Origin of the sequence: Lysinibacillus sp. FSL K6-1151, assembly GCF_038630755.1 — a bacterium.
Taxonomy (GTDB): Bacteria; Bacillota; Bacilli; order Bacillales_A; family Planococcaceae; genus Lysinibacillus; species Lysinibacillus fusiformis_D.
In genome coordinates, this window is record NZ_CP152040.1 from 2257186 (window position 1) to 2272593 (window position 15408).

Below are 15408 nucleotides of genomic sequence, written 5' to 3' on the forward strand. Positions count from 1 at the left end.
GATAATTAGTCGCTTTTTTCTATTTTACGGAAAGGAGAGATACGAATGTATTCAGTAGAGTTATTAAGAAATGCAAAAGTTCATGGTAAACCCCATAAAGCAGGTGAGCTTGTGAACGTTGACAATGATTTACTTGAGGAATTAAAAGAAAAAGGTCTTGCAGGTGCTGTAGAAGAACTTAAAAAGACTTCAAGGACAACCAAAGTTGTAGGCACGAAAGATGGTGAATAGTTATGTGGAATGTCACTGATGATGATGTGAAGTATTATGCTACATTAGGTCAAATTAAAAAGCCTAATGCGGATTACTACAAAGCTATGTTGCCAGTGTTGCTTGATAAAGTGAATGAAGATTATAAAACATGTTTCACACCTGAAAACATGCCACCAAATGTCAAATTATTTTTGGCTAAAGCCGTACCATTTTTCAGTGGCGCCAGTGGATTAAAGTCGCGAAAAATGGGATCTGTTTCCTACTCATTTGATTTTCATGATATGCCTGTAGCTATTACGGATTTATTAAAACGTTATAGAAAGGCGAGATTCCATGTTTTTCGACCCTATGGATGAGTTCCCTCATACTGTGTTTATAAAAGAAGAAAAGTCAGTTCCGAACGGCTCTGGCGGTTCTTCAAAGAAATGGATTAAAACAGGTGAACTTGACTGTTTTGTAGATACACCAACATCATCAAGACTTGTAGAGATGAAACAACTTGGCGTGTCATTCCATCGTGATATTTATTTTGCCTATGAGGAATCAATACCTTTAACAGCAAGGATAGAGTATGAAGGTGTCGAGTACACAGCTGCAGGTGAAGCTGAGGATCAGGGTGGTATGCATGAAGTCATGCGTTTGCCATTAAAGAGGGTATGACTATGGGGATAACCAAAAGAGGCAATAGGCGCGTAGAGCGAGCTCTTAAAAGGTGGCAAGATGACATCATCGAAGAAATAAAGCGTATTATTAGAAACACAACTCTGTTATTAGAAAAAAAGTTGAAAGCTAGAATGCCTCATGAAACAGGCGAGATGGCTGATTCAATTAGCGTAACATTTGATGCTGATGGGTATGGTGCAAAACTAGAAATCGGTGCATTTTACGCAATCTACGTAAACTATGGAACAGGAATCTATGCACAGGGTCCTGGAGGAAGTAGAGCAAAGAAAATTCCTTGGGTGTACTTCAATACACGGTGGGGCCGTTTTGTCCTGACTCATGGTCAACGAGCACAGTTTTTCTGGGAGCAAGCTGTAGATGAAGCAGCAGATTATTTCATAAAAGAATTTAGAAAGCTAGGGAAGTGACAATATGGCACTACCATTTATAGAACTACAAACAGCGGTGTATCAAAAGCTATCCAATGATGCAGCGCTTTTAACTTTGGTCACAGGTGTCTATGACCATGTAACGGAGGACACACCATTTCCTTATGTCTATTTAGGGGAGCCTTTGCTGAATATAGACCGCGAAGTGAAGATTGAGGACATTGCTGAAGAAACGATTGCCATACATGTGTACCACAATCAAGAAACTAGCGGTGAGTATGGTAATGCAAAAGTTTATGAAATCTTAAATGCTGTTCATGAGGCACTTAAGTACAGGATTGAATTGCCATCTTATGAAATTATGCAAGTGACACCAAGAGAGCCACGAGTCTTTGATGACATCGACAATGTACAAAAGCATGGTGTAATCACTTATAAATACAAACTATTAAAAATGAATTAGGAGGATCCACAATGGCAAAAATTATTTTGGTACAACCTACCAATAACGTTCTAGGAGCTGATGGTTTAGTACCCGGTTTCCAAACAGACTACACACATAGCTTAGAGCGTGATAATTCAACAGAAGCTACAAAAATGGGTTCCATTTCAGCTATCGGTACCTTAACTGAAACAATGGAATTATCCATGTATGGCCGTAAAGGTGATGCAGGGCAGAAAGCCATCTATCGAGCAATTAAGGACGGTAAAGAGTTAAAGATATGGGAAGTGGACACAGAAAAGAATGACGAAGGTACACACGATGCTAAGTTTGCTTTTGCTGTTGTAGACTCATTTGAAACAACTAGTCCAACAGAAGGGCTAGAAGAATTGTCTGCTTCTCTGACAGTGCAAATTGAATCAGCAGAAGGCGCGTTTATGGATTTGCCACCAGGGCTTATTAATTTTGCTAAGTACGGATTCCAGTTACCAGGCGAAACTACAGGCGATTCTAGCAATATTGTTAACAGTACAAAAGTGACTGGCATTACTGTGACACCTGATACTCTCACTTTAACACCAACTGATAAACAGCAATTAAGTGTAGAAATTACACCAGCTAATGCTTCCAATCAATATGTCACATACGCTTCTTCTAATGCATCCATCGCCACTGTAACGCCAAACGGTTTAGTTACAGCTGTAGCAGATGGCACCACAACAATTACAGTGACATCTAAAGATAATACTACGATTACTGATACGGTAACGGTAGAAGTTAATTAAGACGGATTTAAGTTCGTCTTTTTTCTTTTGACCAAAACTAAACGAAAGAAGGAAATGAAAATGCCTACATTAACAATCAAAGACACAGATTACGATCTAAAATGTTCAATCATGTTAGATAAAGTTCTAAATAAAGTGATTCCAGATTCGCAATCCGATGAGAAGGACTCACAAAAGGAAAAAGTTTCAGGTGGATTTTCTAAATTGCTCCCCTTACTTATTGAACAGGACTTTGAAGGACTTTTATATCTTTGGGAATCAGCAATTAAATTAAAAACAAATAAGCCACCAACACAAGATGAAGTTTTAACAGCTATTGACACACGCATGGATGAGGAAGGGGATGCAACAGCGCTGTTTTCAGAAGTGTTTGAGGCTATCGATGAATCAGCTTTTTCTCGAAACGAGTTTGCGAAATTCAAGAAGAATATGCTGCTCGTAAAAGAGATGAAACACAAAGACGAAGAAGAGTCTCAGAGAGCAGACATGATGATAAAACGTCTAGCCGAGGGCTACAAGGAGATCACTGGTCAAGAACTATTCGAGGAAAAAGTGAAGGCTTAACGTATGACGATTTAGAGAGAAATTGTGCTAGGTTTTTAGGTGTCTATGATGTGGATTTAATCTATTCATGGACTCCTAAAGAGTATTGCAATTTCTTGCAAGGTTCGCAGTTAGCTAAAATCGATGATTTTGAACGTCAAGTACAGAGTGCTTGGGTGGCTGGTATAGTCTCTAAGCAAAAGAAATCTCGAAAAGAGCCGCCAGCAAAAAAATATTTTGATGCAGAGAAAGCACGTAAAGAAATACTTTCAGGGATTGATAACAAGCAACAAGTGAAATTAGACTTCACGCTGTATGATCAAATGCGTGAAGAACTAAAAACATTTAATTGGCAACTTGTAGAGAAGAAATCATAAAGGTGGTGAGTATATGCCAGTTGAGCGCTTTAAAGCAGAAGTCGACGCAGATATACAGCGGTTTAAACGGAAAATGGCTGAAGTGGATAGACAAATGCATGAATTAGCTACGGGTGTATCTGTAGAGATCAATGCATCGATCAATGAGTTTATGCAAAAGGTGCAACAGGTACAAGCGCAATTACAAAAATTAGATGCGACTGAAGCGACTGTTGAAATTGAAGCAATGCTCAATGACTTTATGCGTGATATCTTGCAAGTCAGAGCACTAGCACAAGATTTAGACGGTGAGTCTATTAAAATTAAAGTATCACTTGATATGGATGTGTTTTATTCACAAATCTTGATGGTGCAAGCAGAGTTAGATGCTTTAGGCAGACAATCAGTCGAAGTAGATGTTGATTTGAATATGCATAGCAACGGAGCTGTAGCTGATTTAGCAACCATCGAAGCTTTGCTTACTTCTATACGAGATGTGACAGTGGATATTAAAGCAGATATCAGTAATTTCATGACTGGTGCTGCAATAGTCAACCAACAGGCAAATAGATTAGATCGTAGAAATATCATTATTAAAATTTGGGCTGACTATACTTCTGCAATGAAATCATACGCCAATACAGTACAAGCATTCGCTGAAGCTGGACAACAAATGATAGGTGGAGCCTTATTATCACTAGCGCCTGCCTTGTCACAATTTTTATCGGTCCTTGTTGGCTTGATTGGTTCGTTGGGTGTCATGATTGGTGTGTTAGCTGGTCAATTGTTAATTATGGCTAGTGCATTAGGGATAGCAGCGTTAGGTTTTGTTGGATTAGCCGCTGTCGCTATTCCCACTATTAAAAATTTATTCGATGAAACTGCAAAATTAAACGCTGAACAACAGCGAGCTAAAGCTTCATGGGACGCTTTTAAAGATACCTACGATGATTTAGTCAAAGCGACTGAACAACCTGTTCTGCAAGCCTTTACGAGCGCTATGCAAGGTGCTCAAAAGATACTTCAATCACTTTCACCAATGATTGAATCTGTAGCAAAAAGCGCAGCTAAAATGATGCAAGCTTTTGATAAATCTATCAATAGTGCACCGATCCAAAAGATATTTGACACATTCAACAAGTATGGGGCATCGATTTTTGAAAACATAGTTGCAGGTATTGGTCATCTGATAGCTGGGCTTGGTAGTTTAATAGCAGCTCTTGCACCTGCAGCTGAAGCTTGGTCGAAAAACTTTAATGGAATGATGCAGTCATTTGCGTCTTGGGCTGATGGTTTAAGCGAATCTGAAAACTTTAAAGCATTCATAGATTATGTCCAAAAATACATGCCTGTGATCTCATCTATTTTTGCAGATTTGACCATGGGGATAGTAGCCTTTTTCTCAGCATTTAGTGACATGGGTGGAAGTTTCATGACACGTCTCGCTGAAATGATGGAAAGCTTTAGAGCCTGGGCTGAAACATTAGGTGAAAATCAGCAATTCCAGCAATTCCTAAAATTTATTCAGGAATCTACGCCTGCAGTATTAACTTTATTAGGCAATCTATGGGACCTAATAATAAATCTAGGTATTGCATTTGCCCCTATTGGTGCAGCTGTTTTAAATGTGGCTAACGCCTTTTTAGAATGGTTTAATAATTTATTACAAACAAACGAAACAGCAGCAATGCTGATAGCAGCGCTACCTGTGGTGCTTGGGGTCATTTCTGCTTTAGCACCTGTTGTTATTTCAATAGTATCGATTTTTGGAAACTTAGCTGGAGCAGTAATGCGAGTTATACCAAACATACGTAACTTTTCTGATGTAATTGGGAAAGTGAAGAGTGTAGTTGAACCTGTTTGGGATGTAATTACTAAATTGTGGAGAGTAATTCAATGGCTAGTTACTCCTGTCGGATTGGTAGTAGTGGCTATTGCGGCATTTATTGCTATTTTAGTAGTTGCCTATAATAAAGTCGAATGGTTCCGTAATTTTGTTAACGAGGCTTGGAGTAAAATTGCCGCTCGAACAAAAGAAATATTTGGGAATATAGTTAAAGATGTTTCTGAAGCCCTATCAACTGTGGTTGAGTTTGGAAAAAAACAACTTGATAAATTCCAAAAATTATGGGATGAACACGGAAAAGGCATTATGGAAATAGTGTCGAAATTCGGTGTACTTGTTGTCACGCACTTTTCTTTAATGATGGACGGCGTACTTACTGCAGTAGAAGTTGGGTGGGCTGTAGTTAAAGGTGTCTTTAAAGTTGCCTGGGCTATAATTTCTGGCATCATAGAGGCAGGAATTGATTTAATTATTGGCATACAAGAGGCCGGAATGGCTATTTTGCAGGGCGATTGGGAAAAAGCTTGGGATATCATACTTGAAACAGCTGCATCGATTGGAGCAACGATTGTTAAAACCTTTACTTCAATCATCGATAGTGTATGGCAAGCTGGTGTCGACATCGTAAATGGACTTATTTCTGGTATCACTTCGATGTTTGGTTCTGTAGCAAAAGCGCTAGGAAAACTGACTGATAAAATTCCTAAATGGGTGAAAGAAGCGCTTGGAATTCATAGTCCCAGTCGTGTCATGGCGGCAATATCGCGTTGGATTCCAGCTGGAATTGCTAAGGGGATTTTAGATAATATCAATATTGCAAAATCAGCAACCCAAGAAATGGCCAATGCGATTGTTCCAGATTTCAGTAGTACTGTTAAAGCATCGGAAGGCCTGCTAAAACAAATTAACGATGTAAGCAAGAAGTATACAAAAGAGCACGCAGCAACACGCTACGATGAATTCGAAAAACTACTTAGCGAGCAAAAGAAATGGTACAACATTAGTGCTAACTATGAAAAATCCTACTGGGAAGATGTTGCAAAGCACCTGAAGGATGGTACAGCTGCTAAACGTAAAGCCTTAGAGAATGCACAAAGTGCCCAACAACAGATCCTGAAAGAGCAGTATGATCGTGAAAATAAATTTATTGATGAAGCAACCAAGTATAATGCACTTTCTTTAACAGATCGTATCCGAGCTTATGAGCAGTACATGAAACAATATGCTCTAGGTAGCGAACAGCAAATCGCCTATGAGGAAAAAATCTATGATGCGAAGAAAGAATTATATGATCGCATGAAGTCTTTATCTGATGACTACTTATCCAAAGTGCAAACTGTCTACGATAATCTAGCAAATGAAGAAAAGCGATTACGTGATGAATGGCAGCAAACGTATGATGCAAGGGTAGAGACGCTGAAAAATACTTGGGGCCTTTTTGATAAAGTTTCACTTACTGACATGACTGATGTTGATTTATTAGGTAATTTGCGTGGTCAAGTTGATACAATGCGCGGCTGGATGAATAATCTATTTGAGCTAGAAGCAAGAGGGCTCGATGCGGCACTTATTGGTGAACTGCAACAAATGGGTGCGAAGTCAGCAGCCGAAATAGCAGCATTAACAAGAATGACAGCTAGTGAATTAAATGAGTACCAGATGCTGTGGCAGACAAAAACGGAACTTGCTAAAAAGCAAGCTACGAAAGAGTTAGAATCAGCGCGGCTCACTATGGAAGAAGAGGTTAAAAAATTAAATGCAAATGCTGCAGTAGAACTTAAAAAGCTTCAAAAGTCCTTTGAGTCAGAAGTCAAAAAGTTACGGTATGGTACAGAAAACGAATTTAACCTGATGTCAGCATCTCTTCCTAAGATTGGAGTACAAGCCATTCAAGGGTTAATAAACGGCTTGAATTCAATGAAAGGTAAACTGCAATCAACAGCAAAATCGATGGCAAATAGTCTGAAAAATACACTTCAAACAGAGTTGGATATACACAGTCCTAGTCGTTGGACAGATCGCTTTATAGGTGTGAATTTTGCACAAGGGGCTATAAATGGTATAGAACGTATGAGAAGTGCTGCAGAGAACGCAGGTGCCTCTTTAGCCTCTTGGTTACAGAATGGTTCGTTGCAAACTGCCTTTTCCGGCAATAATTTCACAAGCGATACATCACAATACATTAATCAGGATCTGGTACAAGATATCGATTATGAACAACAGCCTGTCCATGTCAATATCCATCAAGAGTGGAATGGTGAAGAGGTTGAGTATTGGTTAGATGATCGTAGTGCTACTAATCTTCAATTAAAAACTTTCAAGAAAGGGTGACGCCATAAATGGCAATTTTAGAAACGATGGACGGTGTACGTCATAATTTAACTGAATATGGCGTCCCTGTCCTAAAAGTTGCCCCTATCGATATTATGTATAATTCGGAGAGCATTAAAGGGCGACCAGGACGAAATCGAACAGAGCGTTACCATGGTGTCCGTAAATTGCAACTGACTTTAATGGTCCAAGCAAAAGATGTTACTGACACTGAATTATTAACAGATCAGTTAGCTGATATTTTAGATGGAGATGAAGAGTTTTATATTTATCAGCAACTAATGACCAAAGGATACGGATTTGAAATGCCAGGGCAGTCATCTTTCGCTGGTGCATTAGATGCTGTTGAATGGACACCACACATGTATAAACGATGGAAGGTTGAACGCATTAACAATGATGCGATTGAATGGAAAGGGCTTAAAGGCAAGCGAGTCATAGAGTTTGAAACAAGCGATTTACCTTATGGCGAAACACCTTTCACGTCGATGCAACTACTTAATAAAGAGTGGGATTTAGATCAGTTATCCTGGGGACTTGGGTTTGATTGGGACGAAGATCCACCTCAATTTACTTTTACCACTAATACATTTGTTGTGAAGAATTATGGCCAAGTTCAAATCAATCCACGTTACATGCCTTTACGTATAGTTTTACGTGGTAGTTTTTTAAGTGGTGTAACAATCACAAATCAAACAACAGGTGATATATTCAAATATAACGGCTCTCTCTCAACTAACGATATTCTTGTAATCGATGGAGTAAGTTATACGAAAAATGACCAACAGGTTACTGGCCAAACTAACAAAAAATTAATATCTATAAAAAGAGGGGATAATCAAATCTCGATTCAAGGTGGCACAGTCACTTCGATCAGTTTTGATTTTCCTTTTTATTTTAAGTAAAGGAGGCAATCAAAGGTGTCAGAAAAATACCCTTTACAAGAAACGTTATCTCCAATCAACAGAGATGGGCGTAATCGCATTAATGAGAATTGGCAACGTATCATGGCTTACTTTGACACAGTGCAACAGCAAATTAAGGTACTTGCTGGCGGTACAGAAGTAGACGAATTATTACAACGTATTGAGGACGCCATTACTAACGCATACACTGCAGTAGAATTAGCTATCTCAGAAAACAATGCTGCTACACAAGAAGCTATCAACAATGTAAATGAATCGTTACAGCAATTAGCCCAAGCTATTATTGAAGCTAATACTGCAATTCAAGCTACACAAGAGGCGACGATTGAGGCTAATGCAGCTGCACAAACTGCAAATGAAAAAGTAGTTGAAGCAACTCAAATAATTGAAAGTTTAACTCTTTTAAAAGATCAGCTGGAGCAGATGCAGACAATACTCACACAGGTAACAACAGCAGCACAAACAGCTACTGATAACGCTATTGACGCAACAGAGAACGCTAATAATGCGACGGCAAATGCAAATCAAGCTATCCAAGCATTTGATGCAAAGTTAAATGAAGTTGATACAGCCATTCTTAATGCTACCGATGCAGCGACAGAGGCTACGCAAGCAGCTGAGAATATCAAGGGTTGGGGAACAGCAGTAGCGTGGGACGCAGTCACTAATTTTGAAAAGAATAATGTGGTCACAGAGAATGGATCCACATGGCAAGCTAAAAGGCAAAATACTAACTCTAGGCCCTCAATGGATAATCAAGATTGGATTTTACTTGCACGACGTGGCGTGGATGGTACTGGTTCGGTTAGCTCAGTAAATGGGCAAAGTCCTGACGAAAATGGCAATGTCGAGTTAGAGCTTCAGCAAGATGCTGTTCAGAAGGTCAATGGTAAAAGTCCTGATGCAACAGGTGGAGTAACGCTAGATGCAACAGATGTTGGGGCATATTCAAAAGTTGAAACAGATACACACATTCAGAATCTAAAAGATTTACTTGCGGAGTCAGGGTATGCGGCATCAGATTTAAAAAACATCACAGAAACTGAATACTCTCAAATGGCAATTAGTGGTCAGTTTTATGTCACTGCTGATAATTCTGCATTCTTGCCCACGCAAGAACCGTACTTCGGTAGTGTGTACCTAAATGAAGATAGCTTTAACACGTTGAAGTTGCTTGAAGTTGTTAAAATCTCATCAGGCATTACTTATACACGTGTTATCACTCATGACGGTACAACTAATACTGCTGATACAGGATGGATTGAGGGTGGAGGTGGTTCAAGTGGAAGTGGCGGCGGAATTACTAATGTAAACCCCGTGAAGCTTACTACAACTACTGAAAATCAAAAGTCATGGAATATACCTAATGGTAACTATGACCCTTCTACAGACTCGCTATTAGTGTTTCACAATGGGGTGTATCTTCCAACTTTATCATGGTCAGTAACGGGTGTAGCACCAAACTATGTACTCAATATTCCTGATAATCCAATGGTAGCTATTACAGATAACAACGTATCAATTGCTATATTCAGGAACATGCCGTTTGGTGACACGGATACAATTAGTGGTACACGCATTACACCATTGACTATAGGCATGGATCGCTTAGAACAATCAGTACAAGATTTAATTAATAGTGGTGGTGCTGAAATCGTAAATAACTTAGTAACTGATGACCCTAACAAAACATTATCAGCAGCTATGGGTGCAGAATTAAAACGTCAGTTGGATGCGATACCTACAACATACTTTAGTTCTTCTTTGACGCTTGATGATGAAACTAAAGCAGCTACATCTAAAGCAGTAAAACAGTTGAATGATGAAAAATTAAATCTTACAGGTGGTACAATGTCGGGTGATTTAATCATTGATAAAGGGAATGCTACACTTTCTTTAACTGGTACAAGTATTAGTACAGGTAGGAAAACGTCAATTATACGTGCTAGGGTTAATTCGAGTAATAACCAAGTGGGTATGGAAATGTTGGTTGATGGTAACGCATCATTTAGAATACTAGGTGAGAAAGATGTACAGTTCTTAGACAACAATAATGAGTGGAGCAGCTTACAAAGTTTAAAGACATCTGTCGTTAATGGGAAAACATCTATTGCTGCTGCCATTACGACAAAAGGTGTACCAACAGCAGCAAATGCAGATTTCTCAACAATGGCAAGTAACATTAATTTAATATCCACTGGTAAGAAGTATGCTAGTGGTACGGTGTCATCACCCGGTAGTAAATTATTTACCTATGCAGATGGTTCAAGTACATCAACTGTAAGATACGTAGTTATAACATTACCCTTCTTACCAAAAATTATTGAATTGGTATCATATGGTGGTGATGAAAGATACACTGCTACTTATACCTACAATATGGACTATTTAAGTGCTATGGAGTCTGTGAGGGTAACAATATACAGAAACACTAGTTATAACACAACTACTTACAATTTTAGACCTAATATTGTTTCAGGTTCAGCAAGTAATTTTATAGTGGAAATACCTACGTTATCAGGTGGTACTAACATGCCGTGGATAGCATATGAAAGATAATAGATGGGGATGATTTAATGTATACACGTGGTAATAGAATTTATTTTGAAACTGAAACAGGCGGTATCATGTAAAGGAGGTAACAACACATGGCATATGAAGGTAATAATTTAGCATTCGGAAACATGAATCCTAAATTGCAGGAAATGATTGAGCAGGGTGGTTTATATAAAAACATAGATCCTCTTGAAGCAACTAACGGACCTAATGATTACCCTACAGGAGAATCATTTTTTGCAAATACTAACCTCAATATTGAATCGTGGAGGACAACGACAGGGGTTGATGCAACATTTACTAGATTGTTTGTTATCACACGTGTAGACAAGCACAGACTACACACATTCCAAGACATCATCCTTGCTTCACCTACGATGATTAAACACTTTGTACGCTATAATTTAAACGCTATATGGCTAGCACCGTATGAAGTAGGTGGCGATGATGCTCCTCCTGAATATGGTGTAGAACGTATTAATGATAATCACGCTATCAGGCGTTTTCCTGTTTATACTGAGTGGGCAGGTAATGTTAATCAAGAAGCTTTGCAATATAAGTTTCCTGACGTCCCTCTAGTTGGTTTAATCAAGATAAGAGGTTCTATACCATTTGAATCAGGAATAGCAGCAGGTGGTGGGGTAGAAGCTGTTTATAATGTAAATAGAGGTACAGCAGGTTCTACAGCCATAGGCTCAGACCTTAATATTACACATTTGTCTAGCAACTTTGCTAACAGGTTTTTTATAGGTACATCAATAGGTGTTGTAGGTGATTTTAGACCGTATATTTCTATATTAAAGAAAGCTACTGCTAATCCTTTGTATATGGAAATTGAACTTATTACTAGTAATGGTAATGCTGGTGATATATTAGAGGGTATCACTTACAATCTAATTACATCTTACGATTCACCTAATACAACACCACCTCAGCAATCAATTTTTACACATGTAGGTAATAGTAAGCAGAATTTAGCAACCGCTATTACTGGTAAGGGTGTAACTACCTCAGCAGACGCTACGTTTGCTCAAATGGTTGCTAACATTAATGCTATACCTACAGGAAAGAAATATGTACACACAACACTAAATTTTGGTTCTGTTCAAGGTTCATTTGAATATGCAGCCTCAACAAGTACAACTACTATGTATTATGCATTCCTTGATTTACCTGCCGATTTTGATGTAGCTTTGATTGAAATGTATAGTACGTCAGGGGACAGTCATGGAATACTAATTTCAACAGAACTTGACTTCTATTATAATTTTGGCACTATGAAGGTAATGAGGTTTAATGGTAATGCTAATTCATCTACTACTTACAATTTTAAAATTAAGAAGGATACAGCATTCCCTAATAGATTTGTGGTTGCATCTTTAGTGGGGTCAATGACTTATGTAGTGAGAGCATATGCGAAGTAATGAGAGGAGGGAAAGTATGTACACACGTGGCAATCGAGTATTCTATGACTCTAAAACTGGGATGAAATTATGGGAAACTGGAGAAGTATGGGAATCTACAGAACTTATGAAACATCAAGAAATCGAAGGTGAAATTATGTATGTAGATTTGGAGGTTAAATCATATGACTCAATGAAATGTTTCATATCTTCAATAAATCCAGAAACAAAAGAACCTATTTTTGAATTTTATCCAGCTCCAGAACCGACAGAAGATCAGTTGCTTATCAAAGAATTAGAAGATGATATTTTGTTATTAAAAACAGACAGTGAAGTAGGAGGGATTTTATAATGAATGGAATTAATCAAGTTGTAGTAAGAATTGCAGCAGAACGAATTATTTCAGGTGGTTTAAATCCAAAAACAAATGCTGTTTATGTGATTGATGATGTTACAAACGAAGATTACCGTGTCGCTGTTGAGGATTATATCCTAGCAAATACTGAAGGTATATAGTTAGTCGAAATTGAGTGTCCTTATTTACAGGATGCTTTTTATTTTGCACGAAAGGAGTTGGCAATCAGTCGTGCCATTAATAAAGCATAAGAATAAGGAATATCCAATCAACCATATTCAGTCGGGGCGTATAGATTTAGAAATCAGTAGCGCCCATGAATTGAATATGATTGTTATTAATAGGACTAATAATCCTGCTTATCCATACTTGCAAGAAGAAGCAATTATTGTTGTAAATGACCATGAATATCGTATAAAAAAGTTAAGTGATAAAACACATTATAAAAATTTAAGTGCTTTACACATTGTTACTGATTTAGCTGGAGTATCATTCAATCAGAAACTATCAGGCACCTTTACGCCAGCTGAGGTATTTACAGCCTTATTAGCAGGAACAGGGTGGACTTTTAATTTTGATGCTGCAGGTGTAATTGCAAATGTAGAACTAAAGGATTTTGGACGTAATAACGTCTGGAAACTGTTTAGAGATTTTTGTAATAGGATACAAGTAGAATTTGATCTATTACCTGGTCAAGTGTTTGAAATTCGAAAAATGCTGAGTGGTGACTACGGCCAACAGTACCGATATGCTTATAACTTGCGGAATCTAACAAAGGAATCTATTTCTACTAATTTAGCGACTCATATCATCGTAAATTATGGTGAGGATCTGCAGCAAACAGCGACCTTTGAATCTCCTGCAGCCGGTAATTATGATCGATCTATTTATGGTGACATCATTAACGATGAGCGTATCAAGACGTATGAGGGAGCCCGTGAACGTGCAAATGCTAAGTTTCAAGATATTGAGATATCTTATGAACTGGACATAGCTCAATTAGGCGAGACGCATGAGTTAGGGGAAACCATTCATACCATTTATGAACCAATGGACGACTTATCGATTGTCACACGTATTTTAAAGGTTCGCGAAGAGTGGAATGGAGAAGCATTTGTTGCTACAAGCGTAAACGTAGGAAACTATGTATTTAAAACAGCTGAAGAGATTTTGCAGGATCAGATTAAGGATACTGAAGATAATGTTAACGAGAATATTGACCAAACAAAAGAAGTTATTCAACGCGAGTACCGTTGGGAACTATCTGAAACGGTCACAGAATTAGAGAAAAATATTACAACCGAATACACAGCAATGGTAAGCCTGACAGCGCGTGAATTACGTACCGAAATGACACAACATGTTACGAATATCAACACGGACATGGGGAGCATGGAAACGCGTCTAAACTCTTCTATTTCTCAAACAGCTGCTCAAATAAGAGCTGAAGTCCAGTCAGAAGTAACCACATTAAACAATGGCATTAGCTCTGTTAAGAATGATGTATCTAGATTAGAGATTACGGCCAGCAGTATTCAATCTACAGTAACATCCCATAGTACTCAAATTGGCGGTCTGAATACACAAATGAGTAGTGCTCAGTCGAGCATTACACAGCTGTCTAACCAAATAACGTCGAAGGTTTCGTATACAGATTACAACGGCTCGACGATTATCAGTAAAATCAATCAGGATCCGTATTCTGTAACAATTGATGCACAGAAAATCAATATGAATGGTGCTGTAATGATAAACGGTAGTATTGAAGGTTCTACTGATATTCGAGTAAATAGGGATGCGTATATAGGTAATAACTTGTACTTAGGCACATCTGGTTGGGGTGGTAAATCAGTTAACTTTGGCGGTGGTAACGGAATCTACTACAATGGCGAGCAAATGACTTTTTCAGCGCCTTATCTAAACTTTGATAGTGTTAATAGTACCTTAAATGGTTATAACACGATTTACGGCACGTTGAACGTACCTTCAACTACTAATCTATCAGGTCTTGTTCGTGCTGAATCATCAGGGATTGGAATCTCCGTTTCTGGCGGTTATTTATATGTAAAAGTCTATGGCAGTACAGTAGGATCAGTAAAATTATCTTAAAGGAGAAATAAAAATGACAGAATTCGTTATAGTAATGCATGATGGTAGACAGGTTGTAACATCAGGAGTTGATTTAAAAAATGTAGCAGCTGTTTACAATCAACGACAATCAATAGCAGCTGTAATCGGCAAGAAAAGTATGACAAAGGGCTTGGTAGCAGCAGTTGCTAAATTAGAGGCACTTACGAAAACGGAAGAACGGAATGCAATGATTCAAGTAGGATCAACGCTTTTATACACTTCAGGTAAATCTGATAAATTTCTTGAGACATTAACAAACGATATTAACAATAAAGAATTTTCTATTGTTAATGATGAAATTCTTATAAGTCGTTCCTTCTATAGCCATGCTGAAATAGATGAAAATTTGAATACTGAAAACGAAGCAGAAACGCAAGCATAGGCTTAGCGTTATTTTTATTGTCTAAATCACACGTTAGGGAATAAGCCTTCCTTATTTGGAGGGTTTATATTATGAGAAAAGGAAGGTG

Annotated in this window: 16 protein-coding genes; all 16 read left to right on the top strand. The window is 38.1% G+C overall.

Going from position 1 to position 15408, the window contains the following annotated elements:
* Positions 1 to 45: 45 nt before the first annotated feature.
* On the top strand, positions 46 to 231 hold the full coding sequence (locus MHI04_RS10990; protein ID WP_342535731.1) for a hypothetical protein: 186 nt from the start codon (positions 46 to 48) through the stop codon (positions 229 to 231).
* A 2-nt stretch (positions 232 to 233) separates the two neighbouring features.
* Positions 234 to 569 carry a hypothetical protein gene (locus MHI04_RS10995; RefSeq protein ID WP_342535732.1) on the top strand — a complete coding sequence of 112 codons (336 nt, stop codon included), beginning with the start codon at positions 234 to 236 and terminating at the stop codon, positions 567 to 569.
* 13 nt (positions 570 to 582) lie between these two features.
* Positions 583 to 873 carry a phage head closure protein gene (locus MHI04_RS11000; RefSeq protein ID WP_342535733.1) on the top strand — a complete coding sequence of 97 codons (291 nt, stop codon included), beginning with the start codon at positions 583 to 585 and terminating at the stop codon, positions 871 to 873.
* A 2-nt stretch (positions 874 to 875) separates the two neighbouring features.
* Complete coding sequence (locus tag MHI04_RS11005) at positions 876 to 1304, top strand: HK97-gp10 family putative phage morphogenesis protein (RefSeq protein ID WP_342535734.1); 429 nt, start codon at positions 876 to 878, stop codon at positions 1302 to 1304.
* A 4-nt stretch (positions 1305 to 1308) separates the two neighbouring features.
* On the top strand, positions 1309 to 1728 hold the full coding sequence (locus MHI04_RS11010; RefSeq protein ID WP_342535735.1) for a DUF3168 domain-containing protein: 420 nt from the start codon (positions 1309 to 1311) through the stop codon (positions 1726 to 1728).
* Between the two features lie 11 nt (positions 1729 to 1739).
* Complete coding sequence (locus MHI04_RS11015; protein ID WP_342535736.1) at positions 1740 to 2492, top strand: phage major tail protein, TP901-1 family; 753 nt, start codon at positions 1740 to 1742, stop codon at positions 2490 to 2492.
* A gap of 60 nt (positions 2493 to 2552) precedes the next feature.
* Positions 2553 to 3056 (top strand): tail assembly chaperone, encoded by a 504-nt coding sequence (locus MHI04_RS11020; protein ID WP_342535737.1) that lies wholly within the window; start codon positions 2553 to 2555, stop codon positions 3054 to 3056.
* Between the two features lie 50 nt (positions 3057 to 3106).
* Complete coding sequence (locus MHI04_RS11025) at positions 3107 to 3412, top strand: hypothetical protein (protein ID WP_342535738.1); 306 nt, start codon at positions 3107 to 3109, stop codon at positions 3410 to 3412.
* Between the two features lie 13 nt (positions 3413 to 3425).
* Entirely contained in the window at positions 3426 to 7568 is a 4143-nt protein-coding gene (locus MHI04_RS11030; RefSeq protein WP_342535739.1) for a hypothetical protein, read from the top strand.
* Between the two features lie 8 nt (positions 7569 to 7576).
* On the top strand, positions 7577 to 8473 hold the full coding sequence (locus MHI04_RS11035; RefSeq protein ID WP_342535740.1) for a phage tail domain-containing protein: 897 nt from the start codon (positions 7577 to 7579) through the stop codon (positions 8471 to 8473).
* Between the two features lie 15 nt (positions 8474 to 8488).
* Positions 8489 to 11053 (top strand): hypothetical protein, encoded by a 2565-nt coding sequence (locus MHI04_RS11040; protein ID WP_342535741.1) that lies wholly within the window; start codon positions 8489 to 8491, stop codon positions 11051 to 11053.
* A gap of 89 nt (positions 11054 to 11142) precedes the next feature.
* Positions 11143 to 12474, top strand: a complete 1332-nt coding sequence (locus MHI04_RS11045; RefSeq protein ID WP_342535742.1) for a hypothetical protein — start codon at positions 11143 to 11145, stop codon at positions 12472 to 12474.
* 16 nt (positions 12475 to 12490) lie between these two features.
* Positions 12491 to 12805, top strand: coding sequence for a hypothetical protein (locus MHI04_RS11050; protein ID WP_342535743.1), 315 nt, complete (start codon positions 12491 to 12493; stop codon positions 12803 to 12805).
* Complete coding sequence (locus tag MHI04_RS11055; protein ID WP_342535744.1) at positions 12805 to 12969, top strand: hypothetical protein; 165 nt, start codon at positions 12805 to 12807, stop codon at positions 12967 to 12969. Before MHI04_RS11050 ends, MHI04_RS11055 begins: the two co-directional genes overlap by 1 nt.
* 43 nt (positions 12970 to 13012) lie before the next feature.
* Positions 13013 to 14917 (top strand): hypothetical protein, encoded by a 1905-nt coding sequence (locus MHI04_RS11060; protein WP_342535745.1) that lies wholly within the window; start codon positions 13013 to 13015, stop codon positions 14915 to 14917.
* A gap of 13 nt (positions 14918 to 14930) precedes the next feature.
* The gene (locus MHI04_RS11065) at positions 14931 to 15320 is read left to right on the top strand and encodes a hypothetical protein (RefSeq protein ID WP_342535746.1); all 390 of its coding nucleotides are present in this window, start codon (positions 14931 to 14933) and stop codon (positions 15318 to 15320) included.
* The last annotated feature ends 88 nt before the right edge of the window (positions 15321 to 15408 follow it).